This is a genomic window from Xanthobacter luteus (assembly GCF_040049235.1).
Lineage (GTDB): Bacteria > Pseudomonadota > Alphaproteobacteria > Rhizobiales > Xanthobacteraceae > Xanthobacter.
The window spans coordinates 229029-251526 of record NZ_JBDZDO010000008.1 but is presented as its reverse complement, the minus strand read 5'-3'; the positions used below and the strand labels follow the sequence as shown (position 1 = coordinate 251526).

The window sequence follows — 22498 nt, the reverse complement described above, 5'->3', positions numbered from 1 at the left end:
TGACGGGTGGCGACGGGGAACGGGCACGAGGCGTGGCGAGGAGGGGACCGGTCCGCGCGCAGGCGCGGCGCAGCCCCCGGCTCGGCCCTCCCCCTGCGCGGCGCGCGGGGGAAGGCCGGGTTAGGCTGACGGCCGGGCGCGCGGAAATCCGGCGCGCCGCGGGCCGGTCACCGGGCGCGGGTCACGACCCGTTGCCGAGCGCCAGCGACTTGTCGATCAGCGCCTGCCCGCCGTTCACCTGCTTGGCGAACTCCTCGTAGACCGGCTTGGAGGCGGCGATGAAGGCGGCCTTGTCGGCCTGGTTCACCTGCATGCCGGCGGCCTTGAGCTTGCCGAGCAGTTCGTCGTCGAGGCGGGCGGCGATCTCCAGCGCCACCGGCTCCATCTCGATCGCGGTCTCCTCGAGCGCCTTGCGCACGTCCGGCGGCAGCGACTGCCAGGAGCGCCCGGCGGTGAGGTAAGCGGGCGTGTAGACGTGGCCGGTGAGCGAGAGATACTTCTGAACTTCCTGGAAGCGCGAGGGATAGATCTGCGCGAACGGGTTCTCCTGCCCGTCCATGACGCCGGTCTGGAGCGCGACGAACACCTCCGACAGCGCCATCGGGCTCGGCGAGGCGCCGTAGGCCTGGAACATCTTCACCCGCCACACGCCCTTGGGCACGCGCAGCTTGATGCCCTGCAGGTCCTCCGGCTTCACGATCGGCCGCTTGTTGTTGGTGATGTGGCGGACGCCGTTCTCCCAGGTGGCGATGATGGTGTAGCCGGCCTTGGTGGCGATGGGCACGAGGGTGGGCTTGATCACCCCCTCGCGGATGCGCGCGGCATGGGCGCGGTCCTTCACCAGATAGGGCATCTCGAACACGCCGAACTCGGGCGCCACCGTGGTCATCACGGTGGAGGGCAGCGCCAAATCGATGGTGCCGAGCTTCAGCTTCTTGAGCATCTCGTCGTCGCCGCCGAGCTGGCTCGATCCGAACACCACCACCTTGGCCTTGCCAGCCAGCTTGGCGTTGGCGCGCTTGGCGAATTCCTGGCTGGTCTGGTCGAACAGCGATCCCGGCTCGCCCACATGACCGAGCTTGACCTCGGTCTGGGCGATGGCACCCGAGGCGGCGAGCACGCCTGCGGCCACGAGCATGAGGGTTTTGAAGGGTCTCATTGGCGTCTCCTGCGTTTCCTCAGAACCGCCGGTTTTCCGGCTTTCCGCCCGCCTTTTCCGGCCGGCGGGCCTTAAGTGAATTATGAATGCAAGTTCGCGAAAGGCAAGGACGCATCTGTTTCCCGCCCAGCTACTCCGCTGCCGCCTCCAGGGGCGGGCGCGCTTGTGCCGCCGCCACCGAGCGGGCCAGCACCCGCGCCACGTGGACCGCCTGCCGGCCGGCGCCGTCAGCGATCTGGTGGCGGCACGAGGTTCCGTCCGCCACCACCAGCGTGTCCGCATCCGCCGCCCGCACCGCCGGCAGCAGCGACAGCTCCCCCATGGCCTTCGACACCGCCACCGTCTCGGCGCCGTAGCCGAAGGCGCCGGCCATGCCGCAGCAGCTGGTCTCCACCGTCTCGACGCTGAGGCCGGGCACCAGGCGCAGCGTGTGCTCCACCGCGCCCATGGCGGCGAAGCTCTTCTGGTGGCAGTGGCCGTGCAGCAGCGCCCGCGGGGCGATGGGCGCGAGGTCGAGCGCGAGCCGCCCCGCCTTCGCCTCGGCGGCGACGAACTCCTCGAACAGCAACGCCGCGGCGGCGAGGGCCTGCGCCGGCGCGCCGGGGATGAGCGCCGGCACCTCGTCGCGGAACGAGAGCAGGCAGCTCGGCTCGAGGCCGATCACCGGCACCCCGTCCTGGACCCGCGGGCCGAGCGCGTCGAGCACGCGCTGCGCTTCCTTCTTGGCCTCCGCGACCGCGCCGATGGACAGGAAGGTGCGCCCGCAGCACAAGGGGCGGGACGAGCCGTCCTTCGGCCGGGCGATCTCCACCCGGTAGCCCGCCGCGGCGAGCACCGCGACCGCGGCCTCGAGGTTCTCGCGCTCGAAATAGCGGTTGAAGGTGTCGGCGAACAGGATCACCGGGCGCCCGCCCACCGGCCCGAAGGCGAAGGCGGCGTCGGCGAACACGTCGCGCCGCCAGCGCGGCAGCGCCCGCTCGGCGGCAAAGCCGGTGATGCGCTCGGCGAGCCGCGCCAGGCCCGGCACCCGGTCGCGCAGATTGGCGAGTTCCGGCAGCCGCGCCGCGACCGGCGCATAGCGCGGCAGGAAGCCCACCAGATGGTCCCGCAGCGAATGGCCGACCTTGGCCGCGCGGGCCGCCAGCGCCTCGATCTTGAAGCGCGCCATGTCGACGCCGGTCGGGCACTCGCGCCGGCAGCCCTTGCAGGAGACGCAGAGCTTCAGCGTCTCCATCATCTCGTCCGAGGTGAAGGCGTCCGCGCCCAGCTGCCCGGAGAGCGCGAGCCGCAGCGTGTTGGCGCGCCCGCGCGTCACGTCCTTCTCGTCCCGCGTCACCCGGTAGGAGGGGCACATGGTGCCGCCCGAGAGCTTGCGGCAGGCGCCGTTGTTGTTGCACATCTCCACCGCGCCCTGGAGCCCGCCGGAGGCGCCGGGAAAGGCCGACCAGTCGAGCCGGGTGGCGATCTCGATCGGCCGGTAGTCGGGGCCGTAGCGGAACAGCGCCGTGTCGTCGAACTTCGGCGCGTCGACGATCTTGCCGGGATTGAACAGGCCCCTGGGGTCGAAGGCGCGCTTGACCTCCCCGAAGGCATCCACCAGGCGCTGGCCGAACATGAATGGGTGGAACTCGGAGCGCACGATGCCGTCGCCGTGCTCGCCGGAATGGGAGCCCTTATAGGCCCGCACCATGGCGAACGCCTCCTCGGCGATGGCGCGCATGCGCTTCACGTCGAGGTCCTGGCGCAGGTTGAGCACCGGGCGCACATGCAGGCACCCGACCGACGCATGGGCGTACCAGGTGCCGCGCGTGCCGTTGCGCTCGAACACCTCGGTGAGGCGGGCGGTGTATTCGGCGAGGTGCTCGAGCGGCACCGCGCAATCCTCCACGAAGGAGATCGGCTTTGCCTGCTCCTTCATGGACATCATGATGTTCAGGCCGGACGTGCGCAGGTCCGCGATCGCCGCCTGGAGCGGCGGCTCGTAGACGTCCACCACCCCGCCCCAATGCGCGCCTGCTTTATCCCAGCCGAGGCCGAGGTCGCCCATCAACTCATGCAGGCGGCCCATGCGGCGGACGTTCTCCGCCTCGTCCTCGGCGAACTCCACCAGCAGGATCGCCTCCGGCCGGCCGCGTACGAAGGCCTCCAGCGTCGGGCGGAACATGGCGATGTCGCCGGCGAGGTCGATGAGCGTGCGGTCCACCAGCTCGACCGCGATGGGGCCGAGCGTCACGATGTGCTGGGCCGCATCCATGGCCGCGTAGAAGGAGCCGAAATGGCATGCCCCCACGGCCCGGCGGCCCATGAGCGGCCAGAGCTTCAATTCGATCTTGGTGGAGAAGCCGAGCGTGCCCTCCGAGCCGACGAGGACGTGGGCGAGGTTGATGTCGTCCGCCGGCACCAGGGCGTCGAGATTGTAGCCGCCCACCCGGCGCTGCACCTTCGGGAAGCGCACTTCGATCTCGTCCGCCTCGCGCGCGCCGAGGGCGAGCAGCGTCTGCGCCAGGGGCCGCAGCGGCGCGGATGCGGGAAGGTCGGCGAGGTCGCCGCGCACCGGGCCGAAGCGCGCCTTGACGCCGCTCGCCAGGAGCGCGTCGACGGCCACCACATTGTCCCGCGTGGTGCCGTAGCGCAGCGAGCGGCCGCCGCAGGAATTGTTGCCCACCATGCCGCCGATGGTGGCGCGCGAGGCGGTGGAGACGTCGACCGGGAACCACAGGCCGTACGGCCGCAGCTGCCGGTTCAGTTCGTCGAGCACGATGCCGGGCTCCACCACCGCGCGGCGGCCTTCCGCGTCCAATTCCAGGATCCGCGTGAGGTGGCGCGAGCAGTCGACGATGAGCCCGCTATTGATGGTCTGCCCGCACTGGGAGGTGCCGCCGCCGCGGGCGGTCACGGGCACCTTCTCGTCGAGCGAGATGGCGACGGCGCGCTCGGCCTCGGCGCGGGTCCGGGGCACGACGACGCCGGCGGGCGTCTGCTGATACGCTGAGGCGTCGGTCGCGTAGCGGCCCCGGCTGAAGCGGTCGAACAGGACCTCGCCTGCAAGCTCCGCCTTCAGGCGCCGCGCGAGGCCCGGTGCCACGATCGCTGCCATCCCCGGGGTGCTCCCTGAAAAAGTGTTCTTGACTGTTTTTTGCATTCATAATTCATTTTGGCAAGCCAGAAGGGAAACACCCCTCACTCGGAGGCTCGTCCATGTCGCCCAATTCCGCCCGTGTCGCGGGCCGCCATTTCCTGCAGATCCCGGGGCCGACGCCGGTGCCGGACCGTATCCTGCGGGCCATGGACATGCCGGTGCTCGACCATCGCGGGCCGGAATTCCAGAAGCTCGGCCGCCGCGTGCTGGAGAACGTGAAGACCATCTTCAAGACCCGCGCGCCGGTCGTCATCTATCCCGCCTCGGGCACCGGGGCATGGGAGGCGGCGCTCGCCAACTGCCTGTCGCCCGGCGACACGGTGCTGATGTACGAGACCGGCCATTTTGCCACGCTCTGGCGCAACATGGCGCGCAAGCTCGGGCTGGAGCCGGTGTTCATCGCCTCGGACTGGCGCCAGGGCGCGGACCCGGAGGCGATCTTCGCCGCCCTCGCCGAGGACAAGGCGCACGCCATCAAGGCGGTGTGCGTGGTCCACAACGAGACCTCCACCGGCTGCGTCTCGCCGATCGCCAAGGTCCGGAAGGCCATCGACCAGGCGCACCATCCGGCGCTGCTGTTGGTGGACACCATCTCCTCGCTCGCCTCGATCGACTATCGCCACGACGAATGGGGCGTGGACGTCACGGTGGCCGGCTCGCAGAAGGGCCTGATGCTGCCGCCGGGCCTGTCCTTCAACGCGATCAGCGACAAGGCGCTCGCCGCCGCCAAGGCCGCGCGCACGCCGAAGCTGTTCTGGTCGTGGGAGGAGATGCTGCCGCACAACCGCAACGGCTACTTCCCCTACACCCCCGCCACCAACCTGCTCTACGGCCTCGATGCGGCGATCGACATGCTGCACGAGGAGGGCCTCGAGAACGTGTTCGCCCGCCACGACCGCCACGCCGAGGCGACGCGCCGGGCGGTGCGCGCCTGGGGGCTCGAAATCCTGTGCCGGGTGCCGGAGCACTATTCCTCCTCGCTCACCGCGGTGCTGGTGCCCGAGGGGCACGACGCCGACGCGTTCCGCGCCCGCGCCCTGGACGCCTTCGACATCTCGCTCGGCACGGGGCTCACCAAGCTCGCCGGCAAGGTGTTCCGCATCGGCCATCTGGGCGACACCAACGACCTCACCATCCTCGGCGCTTTGGCGGGGGTGGAGATGGGGCTGGAGCTCGCCGGCATCCCGCACAAGAAAGGCGGGGTCGCCGCCGCCATGGAGCATTTCGCCGCGGTCGCCAAGGGCGCTTTGCCCCGGGCCGCGGAATAGCGGAGCGGCCGGCGCGCCTTCCGTCCCGCGCGGGGTCCGGGACGCGAGGGCGCGTCCCGCTCTCTCCGGCGCGCGGCTGACGACCAGACCGCCGCCCTGCGCCCAACCGCCGTCATGCTCCGACTTGATCGGAGCATCCATCCTCGCCGTTCGAGTTGCCGGAGACCTCCTTGGGTCCTCAGATCAAGTCGGAGGACGACGGCGGGAGGGAGGACGACGGCGAGGACGGTGGCGGGGAGAGCCGACGTCGTCAGCCCACCTCGCGCAAGGACTGCTTCTCGCGCCGGCGCTGCACCGAGGAGGGGATGTTCATGCCCTCGCGATACTTCGCCACCGTGCGGCGGGCGATGTCGATGCCGTCCTCGCGCAGCTTGTGCACCAGCGTGTCGTCGGAGAGCACGTCGTCGGCGCTCTCGGCCTCGATGAGCGCCCGGATGCGGTGGCGCACCGCCTCGGCCGAATGGGCCTCCCCGCCGCCCGCCGCCGAGATGGCGGAGGAGAAGAAGAACTTCATCTCCACCACGCCGCGCGGGGTCGAGATGTATTTGTTGGAGGTGACGCGCGACACCGTGGATTCGTGCATGCCGATGGCGTCCGCCACGGTCCGCAGGTTGAGCGGCCGCAGGTGGCGCACGCCGTGCAGCAGGAAGGCGTCCTGCTGGCGCACGATCTCGCTCGCCACCTTGAGGATGGTCTGCGCCCGCTGGTCGAGCGAGCGCGTCAGCCAGCTGGCGCTCTGCAGGCACTCGGCGAGGAAGCTCTTCTCGTGGGCGAGCTTGGCCGCCTTCGCCACCACCGCATGGTAGGACTGGTTCACCAGCACCCGCGGCAGGGTCTCCGAATTCAGCTCCACGATCCAGGCGCCGTCCGATCCCGGCCGCACATAGACGTCGGGGATCAGCGGGTGCACCACGCCGCCGCCGAAGGCGAGGCCGGGCTTGGGATCGAGCCGGCGGATCTCGCCGATCATGTCGGCGAGGTCCTCGGCGTCCACGCCGCAGATGCGCTTCAGCGCGTTGCGGTCGTGGCGGGCGAGCAGCTCCAGGTTGGCCACCAGCGCCTGCATGGCCGGGTCGAAGCGGTCGCGCTCCTTGAGCTGGATGGCGAGGCATTCGGAGAGGTTGCGCGCGCCGACGCCGGTGGGCTCGAAGGTCTGGATGACCTTGAGCACCGATTCCACGTCGGCGCGGCGGGCGCCCATCTGCTCGGCCACCTGGTCGAGGTCGCCGGTGAAGTAGCCCGCCTCGTCGATCAGGCCGATGAGGTGGAAGCCGATGAGCCGGCGGGCGGGGTCCGGCTCCGCCACCGAGAGCTGCGCCTCCAGGTGATCGGCCAGCGTCGCCTCGGAGGTGAGGAAGGCCTCCGGATTGTAGTCCTCCCCGCGGTCCCCGCCGCCGCCCCAGTCGATGGCGGAGGAGGAGGCGCCGGGCGAGGCGGCGCCCTGGGCGCGTTCGGAGGGGGCGTCGTCGGGAAACACGTTGCCGAGGTCGGTGTCGAGCCGAGTCTCCATCTCCGCGCGGGACGGCTCGAGGCTCTTCTCCATCCAGTCGCCGGAAGCCGGCGCCTCGCGCTCGGCGGCGGCCAGCTCCTCGCGCGCCTCGCGCGCCTCGGCCCCGTCCGGGCCGTCGGGCGGCGCCGGGCCCTCGCCCTCGGCCAGCCGCTCCAGCAGCGGATTGCGCTCGAGCTCGGCCTCCACATAGGCCACCAGCTCCATGTTGGAGAGCTGCAGCAGCTTGATGGCCTGCATCAGCTGCGGCGTCATCACCAGCGACTGGGTCTGGCGGAACTCCATCTTCGGGCTCAGCGCCATGGCGCATGCTCCCGCGGTGGCGTTTTGGCGGGCGCCGTGCTCACAGCCGGAACTCCTCGCCGAGATACAGGCGGCGCACGTCGGGGCTGGAGACGATGGCCTCCGGATCGCCCTCCATCAGCACGGTGCCGGAATGGATGATGTAGGCGCGGTCGATGAGGCCGAGCGTCTCGCGCACATTGTGGTCGGTGATCAGCACGCCGATGCCGCGCGAGGTGAGGTGGCGCACCAGCGCCTGGATGTCGCCCACGGCGATCGGGTCGATGCCGGCGAAGGGCTCGTCCAGCAGCATGAAGGAGGGCCGGCTCGCCAGCGCCCGGGCGATCTCCACGCGGCGCCGCTCGCCGCCCGACAGCGCGATGGCGGGCGACTTCCTCACATGGGTGATCTTGAACTCCTCCAGCAGCGCTTCCATCTCGTCGTGCCGCTTGCGCCGGTCGGGCTCGGTCACCTCGAGCACGCCCATGATGTTGCCCTCCACCGTGAGGCCCCGGAAGATCGAGGCCTCCTGCGGCAGGTAGCCGATGCCGAGCCGGGCGCGGCGGTACATGGGCATGGGGGTGACGTCGTGGCCGTCGAGCTCGATGCGGCCGGCATCCGCCTTCACGAGGCCCGTCACCATGTAGAAGCAGGTGGTCTTGCCGGCGCCGTTGGGCCCGAGCAGGCCCACCGCCTCGCCGCGCCGCACGTTCATCGACACGTCGCGCACCACCTGGCGCCCGCCATAGGACTTGGCGAGGCCGTAGGCGGCCAGCGCGTCCTGCATGTCGGCTTCGGTGACCGGTCCGCGCCGGCCGTGCGCGCCGGCGTATGTGAGCGCGCGGGGCTCCTGCCAGTGACCCTCATAGGGCCCGTCACGGCGCCCGCCGTCGGCGCCCGGGTCAAAGTCCCGGTCCGCGTAGTCCTGGTCCTCGTAGTCGTAGGCGTAATCCTGGTCCCGGTAGTCCTGAGCGTCAGACGCGCCGTCATGATCGGCGCCGGCGCCATGGGCGCGAGGATCGTAAACGCCAGGATCTTGGGCGCGAGGCTCATAGCCGGCGGCGTCGGTCGCGGCCTCGTCGTACAGCGCCTGTTCCAGCGCCGCGAGGTCGGCCCGATCATCCACGGGCTTGCGCGGCTTGATCGTGCTTGTCCGGCGCTTGCCGCCGCCCCTGCCGAAGATCGATAGGACGTTCAACTTTGCCTCCGGGCCCCCGCCCCCAGAGATAGGTTTAGCCGCTCGGCACCGGGGATGCAATGCACTCCGGATGCAAAAAATGGGCCGATCGTTCTGCTGGAAGCTCTCGCGGCGGGATTTTCCGGTTCAGGCCAAGCCGCGTCCGGGCGCCGTGTCGCAAAGCTGTCGCAGTCTGGTACAATTCCTGCGTCGGCGCCAGTCTCGCGTAGGGCGTGCGGCCTTGCGCCCCGGCAAGCGGGGCGACGGTCGGCGCGGCGATCAGCGGCGCGGGGCCTGCCCCGCTCCCGGCTGGGCGGCTCCCGGCTTGGCGCCGGCCGGGGCGGGCTCCTTGACCGAGCCGGGGACGATCAGGCTTTCCACCCGCCCGCCCTCGAACTTCGAGATCCCGCTCACCAGATCGACCACCAGCTTCTGGCCGCGGATCACGTTCGGCCCCTGGGTCAGCACCACGGGCTTGCCCACCAGCGTCACCGTATTGTCGGCCATGATGAAAATGCCGCTGTCGCCGGTGGCGGTCTGTTCCTTGGTCTTCACCACCACGCCGCCCTTGGCCTCGAGCTTGCGGATCTGGCCCTGCTTCATGGGCGCGCCCTCCTGGGGGGCGCCGACCGAGCCGTCGTAATAGACGTAGAGGTCCTTGGTGTTCATCGTGGTGTCGCCCTGCACCACCACCACGTTGCCCGAGAACACCGCGATCTTGTCCTTGTCGCGGACCTCGAGGGTGTTGGCGTTGATGCGCACCGGCTGGTCGCGGTTCTTGGCGAAGCCCTGGAGCGCGTTGGGCACGTTGCCCTGCTGGGCGGCGGCGGGCGCGGCGAGGAGCACGGCGAGAGCGACCGCGCCCCAGGCGGCGCGTCCAAGGGGGAAGCCTGCCATCACCGCGCCTCGGCGGGGCGGCGCGGCGGCAGCGGAGCGGGCGGCAGGTTCACCGCGGGCGCCGTGGGCGCCGCGCCGGTCACGGACAGGTCGGCCTGGGGCGAGGTGACCGACGCCGGCAGCGACCAGAACGGGGCAGGCAGCGCGCTCGCGGTCGGCGCGAAGGCGGACGACACCGATCCCGGCATCAGGGCGCCGGCCGGCAGAGAGGGAGTCTGGTTAGGCGCCGGCGTCGCCGCGGCGACGGTCGCCGGCTTCTGTCCGCCTTGCGCCACCGGCGGCGCGGGCCGGGCCGGCTGCGGCCGCGCCGCGGCGCCGGCTGGCGCGCCCGCTTGCGCCGCGCCGTTCGCCGGTCCCGGCGACAGATCGGAGGGGCGGAAATCAAGCTGCACGTTGCCGACGAAGAGCGCCTTTTCGCCGCGGTCGGTGACGGTGAGGGTGTCGGCCACCAGCTTGCCTTCCTGATAGGTGAACACCACCGGCTTCCGGGTGACGATGGTGCCGGCCTTCACGTCCACGTCGGCATCCTGGAGCCGGCCGCCATAGCCGCCTTTCATGGCGAGGTCGACGCCGCCGCCGAGGGTGATGAACTGGCTCTTGACGTTCATGGTGCCGGTCTTGGCGATGACCGTGGTCCAGCCCTTGTCCGCCAGCTCGAGCCGCGCCTCGATATCGGTGAGGTCCACCACGTCCGGCTTGCTGAGGTCCTGCTCCGCGGTCCGGGCGACGACGCTGTAGCCGCGCTTGTCGTCGGTGAAGCCGGACAGCTTGGGCTCCTCCATGGTCAGGCGCGTGCCGGACAGCGTGAGGCGGCCGATGTCGAACGGCAATTCGATCTTGAAATCGAGGCTGGAGATGAGCGGAATGGCCGCGAGCACCAGCACCGTCACCACCAGCGAGATCGGCAGCAGCCGCCGGAACCACCGCACGCGGGAGCTGTGGCGCGCGGCGCGCTTGAAGTCGGGCGCGGCGCGCGGCGCGAAGCTGGCGGCCTCCCGCCTCTGGATCTCGTGTGGCGGCACGTGTCGGTTCATGACCCTGTTCCGGGGGTTGGAGCCCAGCCCTTCCCCCATTCCGCCGCGGCCCCACGCAGCTGAACGACGCGTCGCCCCACGCGCCCAACCGGCAACTTGTCCGAAATGGCTGCGCCGCGCAAGCCTTGCCCCTTCGCTTATGCACGCTGTGGTGGAGAAAAGCGCCGCTCGCTCACGAATGGGCGAAGATGTCCTCCTCGCCCCAGCCCGACAGATCGAGCGCCGCCCGGGCCGGCAGGAAGGCGAAGCAGGCCGCGGCGAGGCCGGTGCGCCCCTCGCGCGCCAGCATCTCCTCCAGCTTGGCCTTGACCTGGTGCAGATAGAGCACGTCGGAGGCGGCATAAGCGAGCTGGGCGTCGGAGAGGTCGTCCGCGCCCCAGTCGGAGCTCTGCTGCTGCTTGGAGATCTCGACGTTGAGCAGCTCCCGCAGCAGGTCCTTGAGGCCGTGGCGATCGGTATAGGTGCGCACCAGGCGCGAGGCGATCTTGGTGCACCACACCGGCTGCGGCATCACCCGGAAGGCCTGCTGCAGGGCGGCGATGTCGAAGCGCGCGAAATGGAACAGCTTGGTCACCGCCGGGTCGGCGAGCAGGCGGGCGAGGTTCGGCGCACTGTCCGGCCCCGCGCCCTTGCCGATCTGCACGATGTCGGCGCTGCCGTCGCCATTGGAGAGCTGCACCACGCACAGGCGGTCGCGGAACGGGTTGAGGCCCATGGTCTCGGTGTCGATGGCGACCACCGGGGCGGCGACGAAACCCGCGGGCAGATCGCCCCGGTGCAGGCGGATGGTCATCGGTGCGCGAGCCTCCTGGATCCGAGCCCGCTCGCGGGTGCGAAATCGGCAACCCGTCGGCGGGCGGCCCACCGGTCGGCGAAAGCCGGAACGGCCCCACGCTGCCGGGAGGACCGCGCCCTCGAGCGGACTGGGCTTTTAGCGGAGGGCGTCCTCTGTGTCGATGGCGCTACACCCGGCGCCTCGGTTGGCCTCGGCGCGCCCTGCGGGGCCAAACGGTTCTGGCGGGCCGCGGCACCCTGCGGTACGACTGGACGCGCGCCGACGCGCCGACGCCGCCCGGCTCCGGGCCGGCAGGCTGGTGGCGGCGCGTCGGGGGGACCGTCGGTCCAGGCAGTCGAATCTTTCGGGGGGATTTCATGCGATCACGCGCCATCTGGGCCGGCTTGCTCGGCCTGTTCCTCTTCGTCCTCGGGGCGGTGCCCGAGGCGAACGCCCAGGGTGCGCCGCCCGGCAGCTATCTGCGCTCCTGCCGCGACGTGCGCGTGGTGGGCGGGCGGGACATCACCGCGCTGTGCGAGACCCGCCAGCCGGGCCGTTTCGAATTCACCCGCCTGCCGGACTTCCGCTCCTGCTGGGGCGACATCGCCAACATCAACGGCAACCTGCGCTGCGACCGCCGCCCCGGCCCGCCTCCGCCCCCGCCGCCGGCGGTTCGCGTGCCCCCGGGCTCCTATCTGCGCTCGTGCCGCGACGCGGTGGTCGGCCCGGCCGGCACGCTCTGGGCGGAATGCCGGATGATGAACGGCGCCTGGGTGCGCGCCAACGTGAACCTCAACGACTGCCGCGGCGCGCGCGACATCGCCAACATCAACGGCCGCCTCACCTGCAACTGGTGACGCGGCAGGGGGCGCCCCGGCGCCCCCTTTTCGCGCCCCTTTGCACCCGCCGATCGTTTGCGCGGCGTGTGGCGCCCGCCCCGGGCGCTAAGAGTGCATTGCAGCGCACGCCGGACGATGGTACCCGCTGCCCGTCACGCAAGGGACGCGGCACAGGAGACGGCCATGGGTGCGCAGTTCACGGGTGCGCGGCTTGTGGGTGGGCGGCTCACGGGCCTTCTCGCCGCGCTGCTGCTCGCCGCCGGGCCCGCCGCCGCGCAGGTGCCGCCGGGCAGCTATCTCTACAGCTGCCGCGACGCGCAGGTGCGCTTCGGCCGCGACCTCGCAGCCTTCTGCCCTGACGCCTCGGGCGCCTGGGTGGTGACGCGGCTCAACGACTTCCCGACGTGCCGCGGCGAGATCGTCAACCGCTCCGGCCAGTTGTGGTGCGACCGCCCCAATCCCGAGCCGCCGCCGGCGCAGGGGCCGGCGGGCCCCTCCGCCGAGCAGGTGATGCGCGAGATCGTCGGCGCGCCCGCGCCGCCGCCGGGCTCCTACCGCCAGAGCTGCGAGCGGATCGCGTTCGAGAGCGGCGTGCTCACCGCCGCCTGCCGCACGCCCTACGGCGACCGGCGCGTCTCCTCGCTGCGTGTCGCCTCCTGCGGCCCCGGCACCGACATCGCCAATCTGGACGGCGCCCTCGCCTGCCAAGCCGGCGGCGCGGGCACCTATGGCGGCTATGGTGGCGATGGCGAGCGCCCGCCCGTTGGCTCCTACGTGGCCACCTGCCGCGACATCCGCGTGGAAGGCGGCTGGCTCAAGGCCACCTGCCAGGACCGCTGGGGCAATTGGCGCCCCACCAGCACCACGCTGATGGGCTGCCGGCCCGGCGCCGACATCGTCAACGACAACGGCACCATCGACTGCCGTGCCGCCTCGGCCGCCTTCCCCGAGGGGCGCCCGCCCTACGGCTCCTATCTCGCCACCTGCCGCAATGCGCGCGTGGGCGGCGGCTGGCTGCACGCGGAATGCCAGGACCGCTGGGGCTCCTGGCGCCCCGCCACCATGACCGTCTCGTCGTGCGAGCGGGGCGCGGACATCGCCAACGACAATGGTTCGCTGACCTGCCGCAAGCCGTTCAGCGGCGGCGACCCGGCCCCGCCGCGCGGCTCCTACATGATGAGCTGCAGGGACATCCGCGTCACCGCCGGCTGGCTCAAGGCGAGCTGCCGCGACCGCAACGGCCGCTGGGTGGACGCCACGACCGCCATCGGCTGGTGCAGCGCCGGCCGCGACATCGCCAATGACGACGGCCGCCTGACCTGCCGGTGAGGCTTTCCGCCGTCATGCTCCGGCATGACCGGAGCATCCACGCGAGCTCCCCGCGTCGCGTCCAGCCGCAGCATGGGCCCTTCGGTCAAGCCGAAGGGCGGCGGCGGTGGATGGGGCGGCCGCGGGGAAGAGCCACGGGGGCGACGACGGTGAAGGGTCGACGGCGGACGAGCGGTCCGCGTCCGGCCCTCAGCGGCGCAGCGCCGCCTTCACGTCGCGCACCGCGCCGCGGGCGGCGGAGGTGGTGAGCGCCGCATAGGCCTGCAGCGCCTGGGAGACGATGCGCTTGCGGCTCTCCGGCTTCCAGGCGGCGTCGCCCTTGGCCTCCATCACCGCGCGGCGCTCGGCCAGAACCTCGTCGGAGACCGCCACGTTGATGGTGCGGCGGGGGATGTCGATCTCGATGATGTCGCCCTCCTCCACCAGGCCGATGGCGCCGCCCTCGGCCGCTTCCGGCGAGCAGTGGCCGATGGACAGGCCGGAAGAGCCGCCGGAGAAGCGCCCGTCGGTGACCAAAGCGCACACCTTCCCGAGCCCCTTCGACTTCAGATAGGAGGTGGGATAGAGCATTTCCTGCATGCCGGGGCCGCCGCGCGGCCCCTCGTAGCGGATCAGCACGATGTCGCCCGGCAGGATGCGCTGGGTCGACAAGATCGCCTCCACCGCCGCGTCCTGGCTCTCGAAGATGCGCGCCGGGCCCTTGAAGACGAGGATGCTCTCGTCGACGCCCGCGGTCTTCACGATGCAGCCGTCGGCGGCGATGTTGCCGTAGAGCACCGCGAGGCCGCCATCCTTGGAATAAGCGTGGGCGAGGTCGCGGATCACGCCCTTCTCGCGGTCGAGATCGAGCTCGTCGTAGCGGCGCGCCTGGCTGAAGGCGACCTGGGTCGGCACCCCGCCGGGGGCAGCGCGGAAGAAATTGGAGACGCTCTCGCTCTTGGTGCGCTTCACGTCCCACCGGTCGAGCGCGTCCGCGAGCGTCGGCGCGTGCACGGTGGGCAGGTCGGTGTGGATCAGGCCGGCACGGTCCAGCTCGCCGAGGATCGCCATGATGCCGCCGGCGCGGTGCACGTCCTCCATGTGGATGTTGGCGACCGCCGGCGCGACCTTGCACAGCACCGGGACGCGCCGGGACAGGCGGTCGATGTCGGCCATGGTGAACGGCACCTCGCCCTCGTTCGCCGCGGCGAGCAGATGCAGCACCGTGTTGGTGGAGCCGCCCATGGAGATGTCGAGCGTCATGGCGTTCTCGAACGCCTTGAAGGTGGCCACCGCGCGCGGCAGGACGCTGGCGTCGTCCTGCTCGTAGTGGCGCCGCGCCAGGTCGACGATGAGATGGCCCGCCTCCACGAACAGCCGCTCGCGGTCGGCATGGGTGGCGAGCACCGAGCCGTTGCCGGGCAGCGCGAGGCCCAGCGCCTCGGTGAGGCAGTTCATGGAATTGGCGGTGAACATGCCCGAGCACGAGCCGCAGGTGGGGCAGGCGGAGCGCTCCATCACCTGCACGTCCGCATCCGAGACCTTCTCGTCGGCGGCGGCGATCATGGCGTCGATGAGGTCCACCTTCTTCTCGCCGGTGGAGAGGATCACCTTGCCGGCCTCCATGGGGCCGCCCGAGACGAACACCGCCGGGATGTTGAGGCGCATGGCCGCCATCAGCATGCCGGGGGTGATCTTGTCGCAATTGGAGATGCACACCATGGCGTCGGCGCAGTGCGCGTTGACCATGTATTCCACGCTGTCGGCGATGATCTCGCGGGACGGCAGCGAATAGAGCATGCCGTCATGGCCCATGGCGATGCCGTCGTCGACCGCGATGGTGTTGAATTCCTTGGCGACGCCGCCCGCCTTCTCGATCTCGCGCGCCACCAGCTGGCCGAGGTCTTTGAGGTGCACGTGGCCGGGCACGAACTGGGTGAAGGAATTCACCACCGCGATGATCGGCTTGCCGAAGTCGCCGTCCTTCATGCCGGTGGCGCGCCACAGGCCGCGGGCGCCGGCCATGTTGCGGCCATGGGTGGAGGTGCGGGAACGGTACTGGGGCATATCCTCGTCGCCTCGATACGGCGCGGCTCGCGGCTGCGCGATGTTCTTGAAGCCGCCCTTCTAAAGGGGAATGGCGGCAAAGTTAAATCATTTCAAGGCGAGTGGGATACCCCCTCAGGACCGCTCCGTTGGCTGCGGCGGCGCGTGCCAGGCGCGCACCGCCGCCTGTGCGCGGCCCCGGACGCTGTTCTGGAGTCCATAGTGGCGCGCGAGGCGGTCGAGGCCCAGCCCGAGCACCACCTTGGCGGTGCGGGCGGGCCAGGCCCGCTCGCGCTCCACCTGCTCCAGGCCCTTGAGGAAGCAGCACACGTCCAGCAGCACGCCGGACAGTTCCGGCCCGACCGCCGACAGCGCGCCGGCGACCCGCGCCTTGGCCGCGAGCACCATGTCCGGGAAGGCGTCCGGGGCGCTGCCGCGGGCGCCCGACGCGTCCCAGCGGGTGGTGACCGAGGGGGTGAGGCCGGCGCGGGTGAAATCGGCGCGCAGGCGCTCGCCGGCGAGGAGCTGGACCTTGTCCACCATCGGCCGGCCGGCCTTGTCGGTGCGGCGCGCGAGCCATTCGAGCGGGCTCTCGGCCCGCGCTTCGGCGGCGGACGGACGCGGCTTCGGGTGGCCGCAGGCGGGGCGGGCGGGCGCCGCGGGTGCGCGCGTCATGGCTCAGCCCTCCGCCGCCCAGCGCGCGCAGGCTTCCAGGCGCGCCACCTCCAGGTCGAACGGCCCGTCCCGCAGGTCCTCGATGCGCCGGCAGGCGTAGGCGACGGTGGTGCGGTCGCGGCGGAAGGCGCGGGCGACGTCCGCGAGCGCGACGCCGAAGCCCACATGGGCGAGATACATGGCGAGCTGGCGCGCGCTCGCCGCCGCCGCCGGGGCGCGCCGGCGCGCCAGGATGTCGTCCACCGAGACCCCGGTCGATGCCGAGACCATGGCCGCGGCGAGCCGGCAGGGCACGAGCTTCGGTCGGGGAAAGGCTTCTGCCGGGCCCGGGCGCGCCCGCGGCGGGGCGGCGCCGGCCGACCGCCCCGTTGGGCGGCTCGGGGGCCGGGTCACCGGGCCGGGCCGCTTGTCGCCGGCCGGGACAAATTGGCTACGCCCCTCGGGGCAGGCCGAGTCGGTCAGAAGCATCGCGACCTCTTGTTGTAGGTTTGAATTCCTACATCATCATGCCGCGCCCCGCGGAGGCGGGGATAAGGCGACCGGCAAGAATGCGTGACGCCTCAGTAATTAATATTTATTTTCAATTATTTGATCGCAAGAGCCCGAACCCGGCGCCGCAAAGTAAATAGGAACTTATCCCCCTGCACCGGAAACGCTTTAACCCTCGGGCGATCGCAAGAGGGAGCTGCGCCATGCCGCCGACCGCGAACATCCGACCTTCGCCGCGCTCCGCGCATCGTCCCGAAGCACGCATCCGCGCCTTCCGGGCGGAGGAATCGGAGACGCTGGTGCGGCGGAAGATGGAGGCCATGCGGCGCGCCGCGCCGGGGGCGGCGGAGATCGCGCGGGCGCTCCGCGGCGCACGCAAGGCCGCGTCCTCGCTGCGGAGCGGCGCGGGCGGCTACGATCCGGTGCGGCATGCCGCGCTGCTGCGGCTCGCCAAGAGCTGGGGAGGTGGTTCGGGGCGCGGCCCGGCCCGGCCCGGCGGGCGCACGCAAAAGCCCGCGCCGTCCGGCTGAGCGCCGCCCCCCCGGGGCGGCCGGACGTCACGCGCGGCGGCGCCCGCGGCGGCCGGCCGTTGGCGCGCCGGGACAGAACGCGGTCAGCGGCGGCGGCGCTGCTGGCCGAGGCCCATCTGCTTGGCGAGCTCGGAGCGCGCCGCGGCATAGCTGGGCGCGACCATCGGATAGTCGAGGGGCAGGCCCCACTTCTCGCGGTACTGCTCGGGAGTCATGTCGTACTGGGTGCGCAGGTGGCGCTTCAGCGACTTGAACTTCTTGCCATCCTCGAGGCAGACGATGAAGTCGGGCATCACCGACTTCTTGACCGGCACCGCCGGCTTCAGCGGCTCCGGCTCCGGCTCCGCCTCGCCCGTGGAGACGCGCTGGAGGGCACCGTACACCTCGTTGATCAGGCCGGGCAGATCCGCCGCTGCGACCGAATTGTTGCTCACATAGGCCGAGACGATGTCGGCCGCGAGCTCAATGAAGCTGGTCGTTTCCGTGATATCGTTCATGGTACTTTCTTCGAGCGTGTTGATCGATCTGGAACATTGACCCTCGAACGCGGCCCCGCCACCGCGCCGAACCCCGCATCAAGGTCCGCTCCGCGATATCGCAGGGATTCGACCGAACAGGTACGCGCGCCTTTTATGGTCGAGATTTGCAGATTGCAAGTAGATTCCGTGGAAATCCGACGCTCATCTTTCCAGGTCTTCACAGATTCCGGAAACCGTACCGTCAGCACTCGATGCGGGAAAGTCCTCTTTCACCGACGCTCGTGCCCGATCCGCGACCCGCAGGCATCTTGCGGGGCGTCGGAGGGATGTCTACTTGAAGGCAAACGCCAAGCGAGGTTCCCCATGGTCGACGTCAAGCCTGCGACCTCGGCGCCTGATGCCGAGCCGTCCGACAAGCTGGTGCGCAGCGAGACGGAATGGCGCACCTGCCTGTCCCCCGCCCAGTTCCACGTGCTGCGCCAGCATGGCACCGAGCGCGCCTTCACCGGCCCCTACTGGGACGAGAAGCGCAAGGGGCTCTATTCTTGCGCCGGCTGCGGAGCGCCGCTGTTCCGCTCCGATTCCAAGTACGATTCCGGCACCGGCTGGCCGAGTTTCTTCGCGCCGGTCTCGCCCGACGCGGTGGTGACGCACCAGGACACGTCCCACGGCATGCGCCGCATCGAGGCGCGCTGCGCCCGGTGCGAGGGCCATCTCGGCCATGTCTTCCCGGATGGCCCGGCGCCGTCGGGCCTGCGTTTCTGCATGAACGGCACCGCGCTCAAGCTCGCGCTCGACACGGGAGACGACGCGTGAGCGCGGGCGAGCCGCCGCGCGCCGCCCGCACCAGCACCCCCGTCACCATCCACGGCGTCACCCTCGACGACCCCTATGCCTGGCTGCGCGCCGACAACTGGCGCGCGGTGATGCGCGATCCGGGCGTGCTCGGCCCGGCGATCCGCGCCTATCTGGAGGCGGAGAACGCCTACCAGGCCGCCTATTTCGCCCCGCTTGAGGAACTGAAGCACACGCTGGTGCGCGAGATGCGCGGGCGCATCAAGGAAGACGACAGCTCGGTGCCGCGGCCCGACGGGCGGTTCGCCTATTTCAGCCGCCACCGCGAGGGCGGCCAGCACCCGCTGGTCTGCCGCAAGCCCGCCCACGGGGACGGACCGGAGACCATCCTGATCGACGGCGACGCCGAGGCGAAGGGCAAGGCCTATTTCCGCTTCGGCCACTGGCGCCATGCGCCGGACCATGCCCGCCTCGCCTTCGCCGCCGACGAGACCGGCGCCGAGCTCTACGCCATCCGCCTGCGCGACGCGCTCAGCGGGCAGGACCTGCCCGACCGCATCGAGGGCACCACCGGCGACCTCATCTGGAGCGCCGACGGCGCCCAGCTCTATTACATCCGCCGCGACGCCGAGCACCGCCCGTCCCAGGTGTTCCGCCACGTGCTGGGCACCGACCCGGCCACCGACGTGCTGGTCTATGACGAGCCGGACAAGGGCTTCTTCGTCTCGCTCGGCGAGACCCAGTCCGGCGCCTTCGGCCTCATCGCCTGCGGCAACCACGAGACCTCGGAAGTCCGCCTGCTCGCGCTCACCGACCCGGCGGCAACGCCGCGCCTGGTGGCCGCCCGCACGCCCGGCGTGCGCTACGAGGTGGAGCACCACCCTGACCTTGCCGGCGCCGCGCGCCTCGTCATCCTCACCAATGCGGACGGGGCCGAGGACTTCAAGATCGTCACCGCCCCGCTGGACGATCCGCAGCGCGCCAACTGGCGCGATTTCGTGCCCCACGTCTCGGGCCGCATGATCCTGAGCGTCACGGTGTTCGCGCACCATATGGCGCGGCTGGAGCGGGAGGCGGGGCTGCCGCGCATCGTCGTGCGCGCGCTCGCCGACGGCACCGAGCATCCGGTCGCCTTCGCCGAGGAGGCCTATGCCCTGGGGCTCGACGGCGGCTTCGAGTTCGACACGCGCGAGATCCACTTCACCTACGCCTCCATGACCACCCCTGCCGAGGTGTGGCGCTACCATATGGACAGCCGCGACCGCTCGCTGCTGAAGCGGCAGGAGGTGCCGAGCGGCCACGATCCCGAGGCCTATGTGACACGCCGGGTGTTCGCCATGGCCCCCGACGGGGAAAGCGTCCCCGTCTCCCTGCTCTACCGCGCCGGCACGCCGCTCGACGGCACGGCGCCGCTCCTGCTCTACGGCTACGGCGCCTATGGCATGAGCATCCCGTCGGGCTTCTCCACCACGCGCTTGTCGCTGGTGGACCGGGGCTTCGTCTACGCCATCGCCCACGTCCGCGGCGGCACCGAGAAGGGCTGGCGCTGGTACATCGACGGCAAGCTCGACCGCAAGACCAACACCTTCACGGACTTCATCGCCTGCGCCGAGCACCTTCTCGCCGCCGGCTTCACGCGGCGCGGCGCCATCGTCGCCCATGGCGGCTCGGCCGGCGGCATGCTCATGGGGGCGGTCGCCAACATGCGCCCCGATCTGTTCGCCGGCATCGTCGCCGAGGTGCCGTTCGTGGACGTGCTCACCACCATGCTCGACGCCAGCCTGCCCCTCACCCCGCCGGAATGGCCCGAATGGGGCAATCCGATCGAGAACGCGGCCGCGTTCCGGCGCATCCTCGCTTACTCGCCGGTGAACAACGTGCGGCGCCAGGCCTATCCGGCGATCTTCGCGCTCGCCGGCCTCACCGACCCGCGCGTGACCTATTGGGAGCCGGCCAAATGGGTGGCGCACCTGCGGCATGAGGCCACCGGCCACGCGCCGATCCTGCTGCGCACCAACATGGAGGCGGGGCATGGCGGCGCGGCGGGGCGCTTCGACCGCCTGGACGAGGTGGCGCTGGTGTTCGCCTTCGCCCTCGCCACGGCGGGCGCCGCCGTCGGCGCGCCCGAGCCCGCCTGAGGCGGCGCCCGCGGAGACCTCGGGCGCCCTCAGACCTGCGGCGCCACCAGCGGCGGCAGACCGCCCTGGGCGCCGTCGATGACGACCCGCTCGTGCGCCACCGCCAGCCGGCCCGCAGCGAGCAGTTCCAGGCCCTTGGGATAGATCACATGCTCCTGGGCCAGCACCCGGGCGGCGAGCGTGTCGGGCGTGTCCGCGGGGTCCACCGCCACCGCCGCCTGCAGGATGATCGGCCCCTCGTCCATCTCGGCGCGCACGAAATGCACCGTGCAGCCGTGCAGCCGCACCCCCAGCGCCAGAGCGCGGGCGTGGGTGTCGAGCCCCTTGAAGGCGGGCAGGAGCGAGGGATGGACGTTGATCATCCGGTCGCGCCAGCGCTCCACCAGCCAGGGGGTGAGCAGGCGCATGAAGCCGGCGAGGCAGACGATCTCGATGCCGGCCACCTTCAGCTGCGCGTCGAGCGCGGCGTCGAAGGCGAGGCGGTCCGCATAGTCCTTGTGGCTGAGCACCACGGTCTCGATGCCGCGCTCGGCCGCGAAGGCGAGGCCGGCGGCATCGGCCCGGTTCGAGAGCACGAGCGAGATTTCCGCCGGGAAATCCGCCCGCTCCGCCGCCTTCACCAGCGCCGCCATGTTGGAGCCGCGCCCGGAGATGAGCACGGCGACGCGCTTCTTCCTCATGCCGCGAACCCGAAGTCGGCGGCGCCGTCATAGACCACGCGCGGCGCCCCCGCGCCCGGCTCGATCACGCCGAGCCGCATGACGCTTTCGCCGTGGTCGGCGAAGGCGTCCGCCACCTGCTCCGCCTTGGCGGCATCCACCACCACGGCCATGCCGATGCCACAGTTGAAGGCGCGCAGCATCTCCTCGCCGGCGACGCCGCCGGCGGTGGCGAGCCAGCGGAACACCGGCGGCACCATGAGGGTGGCAAGGTCGATGCGGGCGAGGGTGTCCTTAGGCAGCACCCGCGGCAGGTTCTCGGTGAGGCCGCCGCCGGTGACGTGGGCGAGCGCCTTCACCGCGCCGCTGGCGCGGATCACGGCGAGCGTGCTCTTCACATAGAGCCTGGTCGGCGTGAGCAGCGCGGCGCCGAGACGCTGGCCGGGCGCGAACGGGGCCGGGTCGCCCCAGACGAGCCGCGACCGCTCGACGATGCGGCGCACCAGCGAATAGCCGTTGGAATGAACCCCCGCCGAGGCCAGGCCCAGGATCACGTCGCCCGGGCCGACGTCGGCGCGCGGCAGCAGGCCGCCGCGCTCCACCGCGCCCACGGAGAAGCCGGCAAGGTCGTAATCGCCGTCCTGGTACATGCCGGGCATCTCGGCGGTCTCGCCGCCGACCAGGGCGCAGCCGGCCTCCTTGCAGGCGCGGGCGATGCCGGCGACGATGTGCGCGCCGACCTCCGGGGCGAGCCGCCCGGTGGCGAAATAATCCAGGAAGAACAGCGGCTCGGCGCCCTGGACCACGAGGTCGTTCACGCACATGGCGACGAGGTCGATGCCGATGGTGTCGTGCACGCCGGTCTCGATGGCGATCTTCAGCTTGGTGCCGACCCCGTCGGTGGTGGCCACCAGCAGCGGGTCTTCAAACCCTGCCGCCTTGAGGTCGAACACCCCGCCGAAGCCGCCGATGTCCGCGCCGGCCCCGGGCCGGGCGGTGGCCTTCACCAGCGGCTTGATGAGATCGACGAGCCGGTTGCCCGCGTCGATGTCGACGCCGGCGTCCCGATAGGAAAGTCCGTCCTCAGCCATGGGCACCTCGCGCGCGGCCGGCGTCGCGCCGGCCGGCCTGCGTAGAAGTGGGCGCTCTAGCCGCGAATGAAGGGCAAGGCAAGGCGGGCCGGCGGCGGCATCCCCTTTCGGAGCGGGCGAACCGCTCTGCCCGGGCGGTTCCGGGCAGGCCGCCTGCGGCACGGTTCCTGCGCTGGACCCCGGCAAAGCAGACCATTCCTGCGATGCAGGA

Annotated in this window: 19 protein-coding genes; 6 read left to right on the top strand and 13 right to left on the bottom strand. The window is 71.2% G+C overall.

Annotation, left to right across the window (positions count from 1 at the left end; genetic code table 11):
- Positions 1-181: 181 nt before the first annotated feature.
- Both ABLE88_RS22090 and ABLE88_RS22085 read right to left on the bottom strand, forming a co-directional pair.
- The gene (locus tag ABLE88_RS22090; protein ID WP_348833971.1) at positions 182-1159 is read right to left on the bottom strand and encodes a TRAP transporter substrate-binding protein; all 978 of its coding nucleotides are present in this window, start codon (positions 1157-1159) and stop codon (positions 182-184) included.
- Between the two features lie 130 nt (positions 1160-1289).
- Positions 1290-4256 carry an FAD-binding and (Fe-S)-binding domain-containing protein gene (locus tag ABLE88_RS22085; protein WP_348833970.1) on the bottom strand — a complete coding sequence of 989 codons (2967 nt, stop codon included), beginning with the start codon at positions 4254-4256 and terminating at the stop codon, positions 1290-1292.
- Between the two features lie 101 nt (positions 4257-4357).
- Between ABLE88_RS22085 and ABLE88_RS22080 the strand changes: the two genes are divergently transcribed.
- Positions 4358-5566, top strand: coding sequence for a pyridoxal-phosphate-dependent aminotransferase family protein (locus ABLE88_RS22080; protein ID WP_348833968.1), 1209 nt, complete (start codon positions 4358-4360; stop codon positions 5564-5566).
- 250 nt (positions 5567-5816) lie between these two features.
- Here ABLE88_RS22080 and rpoN read toward each other — a convergent pair whose 3' ends face one another.
- From rpoN to ABLE88_RS22055, 5 genes are all read right to left on the bottom strand, one after another.
- Positions 5817-7376 (bottom strand): RNA polymerase factor sigma-54, encoded by a 1560-nt coding sequence (gene rpoN, locus ABLE88_RS22075; protein ID WP_348833967.1) that lies wholly within the window; start codon positions 7374-7376, stop codon positions 5817-5819.
- A 40-nt stretch (positions 7377-7416) separates the two neighbouring features.
- Positions 7417-8553: an LPS export ABC transporter ATP-binding protein gene (gene lptB / locus ABLE88_RS22070; protein ID WP_348833966.1), complete on the bottom strand. Its 1137-nt coding sequence runs from the start codon at positions 8551-8553 to the stop codon at positions 7417-7419.
- A gap of 258 nt (positions 8554-8811) precedes the next feature.
- Entirely contained in the window at positions 8812-9429 is a 618-nt protein-coding gene (locus ABLE88_RS22065) for an LptA/OstA family protein (protein ID WP_348833965.1), read from the bottom strand.
- The gene (locus tag ABLE88_RS22060) at positions 9429-10463 is read right to left on the bottom strand and encodes a hypothetical protein (protein ID WP_348833964.1); all 1035 of its coding nucleotides are present in this window, start codon (positions 10461-10463) and stop codon (positions 9429-9431) included. The genes ABLE88_RS22065 and ABLE88_RS22060 overlap by 1 nt, the downstream gene beginning before the upstream one ends.
- Before the next feature lie 172 nt (positions 10464-10635).
- On the bottom strand, positions 10636-11256 hold the full coding sequence (locus ABLE88_RS22055) for a ribonuclease D (RefSeq protein ID WP_348833963.1): 621 nt from the start codon (positions 11254-11256) through the stop codon (positions 10636-10638).
- A gap of 359 nt (positions 11257-11615) precedes the next feature.
- On the opposite strand from ABLE88_RS22055, the gene ABLE88_RS22050 reads away from it, so the two are divergent.
- Positions 11616-12095 (top strand): CVNH domain-containing protein, encoded by a 480-nt coding sequence (locus tag ABLE88_RS22050; protein ID WP_348833962.1) that lies wholly within the window; start codon positions 11616-11618, stop codon positions 12093-12095.
- 165 nt (positions 12096-12260) lie between these two features.
- The gene (locus ABLE88_RS22045; protein ID WP_348833961.1) at positions 12261-13406 is read left to right on the top strand and encodes a CVNH domain-containing protein; all 1146 of its coding nucleotides are present in this window, start codon (positions 12261-12263) and stop codon (positions 13404-13406) included.
- A gap of 189 nt (positions 13407-13595) precedes the next feature.
- Here the strand turns inward: ABLE88_RS22045 and ilvD are convergent, their stop codons facing one another.
- The 3 genes from ilvD to ABLE88_RS22030 all read right to left on the bottom strand — a co-directional run bounded on the left by ilvD (position 13596) and on the right by ABLE88_RS22030 (position 16376).
- The gene (gene ilvD, locus ABLE88_RS22040) at positions 13596-15452 is read right to left on the bottom strand and encodes a dihydroxy-acid dehydratase (protein ID WP_348833959.1); all 1857 of its coding nucleotides are present in this window, start codon (positions 15450-15452) and stop codon (positions 13596-13598) included.
- A 114-nt stretch (positions 15453-15566) separates the two neighbouring features.
- The gene (locus tag ABLE88_RS22035; RefSeq protein WP_348833958.1) at positions 15567-16106 is read right to left on the bottom strand and encodes a DUF6456 domain-containing protein; all 540 of its coding nucleotides are present in this window, start codon (positions 16104-16106) and stop codon (positions 15567-15569) included.
- A 3-nt stretch (positions 16107-16109) separates the two neighbouring features.
- Entirely contained in the window at positions 16110-16376 is a 267-nt protein-coding gene (locus tag ABLE88_RS22030) for a helix-turn-helix domain-containing protein (RefSeq protein ID WP_348833957.1), read from the bottom strand.
- Positions 16377-16798: 422 nt separating this feature from the next.
- On the opposite strand from ABLE88_RS22030, the gene ABLE88_RS22025 reads away from it, so the two are divergent.
- Positions 16799-17125 (top strand): hypothetical protein, encoded by a 327-nt coding sequence (locus ABLE88_RS22025; protein ID WP_348833955.1) that lies wholly within the window; start codon positions 16799-16801, stop codon positions 17123-17125.
- Positions 17126-17208: 83 nt separating this feature from the next.
- Here ABLE88_RS22025 and ABLE88_RS22020 read toward each other — a convergent pair whose 3' ends face one another.
- A complete protein-coding gene (locus ABLE88_RS22020) occupies positions 17209-17622 on the bottom strand; it encodes a Ros/MucR family transcriptional regulator (protein ID WP_348833954.1) in 414 nt (137 codons plus the stop codon).
- A 345-nt stretch (positions 17623-17967) separates the two neighbouring features.
- On the opposite strand from ABLE88_RS22020, the gene msrB reads away from it, so the two are divergent.
- Together msrB and ABLE88_RS22010 are read left to right on the top strand one after the other, a co-directional pair.
- On the top strand, positions 17968-18420 hold the full coding sequence (msrB, locus tag ABLE88_RS22015; protein ID WP_348833953.1) for a peptide-methionine (R)-S-oxide reductase MsrB: 453 nt from the start codon (positions 17968-17970) through the stop codon (positions 18418-18420).
- Entirely contained in the window at positions 18417-20537 is a 2121-nt protein-coding gene (locus ABLE88_RS22010) for a S9 family peptidase (RefSeq protein WP_348833952.1), read from the top strand. Before msrB ends, ABLE88_RS22010 begins: the two co-directional genes overlap by 4 nt.
- 29 nt (positions 20538-20566) lie before the next feature.
- Here the strand turns inward: ABLE88_RS22010 and purN are convergent, their stop codons facing one another.
- On the bottom strand, positions 20567-21217 hold the full coding sequence (gene purN / locus ABLE88_RS22005; protein WP_348833950.1) for a phosphoribosylglycinamide formyltransferase: 651 nt from the start codon (positions 21215-21217) through the stop codon (positions 20567-20569).
- Positions 21214-22287 carry a phosphoribosylformylglycinamidine cyclo-ligase gene (gene purM / locus ABLE88_RS22000; protein WP_510182934.1) on the bottom strand — a complete coding sequence of 358 codons (1074 nt, stop codon included), beginning with the start codon at positions 22285-22287 and terminating at the stop codon, positions 21214-21216. The genes purN and purM overlap by 4 nt, the downstream gene beginning before the upstream one ends.
- Between the last annotated feature and the right edge of the window lie 211 nt (positions 22288-22498).

What these genes read in the sequence shown, in the direction of transcription:
- ABLE88_RS22090 (WP_348833971.1), bottom strand. Translation starts at nt 1,159, where the DNA reads ATGAGACCCTTCAAAACCCTCATGCTCGTGGCCGCAGGCGTGCTCGCC.
- ABLE88_RS22085 (WP_348833970.1), bottom strand. Translation starts at nt 4,256, where the DNA reads ATGGCAGCGATCGTGGCACCGGGCCTCGCGCGGCGCCTGAAGGCGGAG.
- ABLE88_RS22080 (WP_348833968.1), top strand. Translation starts at nt 4,358, where the DNA reads ATGTCGCCCAATTCCGCCCGTGTCGCGGGCCGCCATTTCCTGCAGATC.
- rpoN (WP_348833967.1), bottom strand. Translation starts at nt 7,376, where the DNA reads ATGGCGCTGAGCCCGAAGATGGAGTTCCGCCAGACCCAGTCGCTGGTG.
- ABLE88_RS22065 (WP_348833965.1), bottom strand. Translation starts at nt 9,429, where the DNA reads ATGGCAGGCTTCCCCCTTGGACGCGCCGCCTGGGGCGCGGTCGCTCTC.
- ABLE88_RS22060 (WP_348833964.1), bottom strand. Translation starts at nt 10,463, where the DNA reads ATGAACCGACACGTGCCGCCACACGAGATCCAGAGGCGGGAGGCCGCC.
- ABLE88_RS22055 (WP_348833963.1), bottom strand. Translation starts at nt 11,256, where the DNA reads ATGACCATCCGCCTGCACCGGGGCGATCTGCCCGCGGGTTTCGTCGCC.
- ABLE88_RS22050 (WP_348833962.1), top strand. Translation starts at nt 11,616, where the DNA reads ATGCGATCACGCGCCATCTGGGCCGGCTTGCTCGGCCTGTTCCTCTTC.
- ABLE88_RS22045 (WP_348833961.1), top strand. Translation starts at nt 12,261, where the DNA reads ATGGGTGCGCAGTTCACGGGTGCGCGGCTTGTGGGTGGGCGGCTCACG.
- ilvD (WP_348833959.1), bottom strand. Translation starts at nt 15,452, where the DNA reads ATGCCCCAGTACCGTTCCCGCACCTCCACCCATGGCCGCAACATGGCC.
- ABLE88_RS22035 (WP_348833958.1), bottom strand. Translation starts at nt 16,106, where the DNA reads ATGACGCGCGCACCCGCGGCGCCCGCCCGCCCCGCCTGCGGCCACCCG.
- ABLE88_RS22030 (WP_348833957.1), bottom strand. Translation starts at nt 16,376, where the DNA reads ATGGTCTCGGCATCGACCGGGGTCTCGGTGGACGACATCCTGGCGCGC.
- ABLE88_RS22025 (WP_348833955.1), top strand. Translation starts at nt 16,799, where the DNA reads ATGCCGCCGACCGCGAACATCCGACCTTCGCCGCGCTCCGCGCATCGT.
- ABLE88_RS22020 (WP_348833954.1), bottom strand. Translation starts at nt 17,622, where the DNA reads ATGAACGATATCACGGAAACGACCAGCTTCATTGAGCTCGCGGCCGAC.
- msrB (WP_348833953.1), top strand. Translation starts at nt 17,968, where the DNA reads ATGGTCGACGTCAAGCCTGCGACCTCGGCGCCTGATGCCGAGCCGTCC.
- purN (WP_348833950.1), bottom strand. Translation starts at nt 21,217, where the DNA reads ATGAGGAAGAAGCGCGTCGCCGTGCTCATCTCCGGGCGCGGCTCCAAC.
- purM (WP_510182934.1), bottom strand. Translation starts at nt 22,287, where the DNA reads ATGGCTGAGGACGGACTTTCCTATCGGGACGCCGGCGTCGACATCGAC.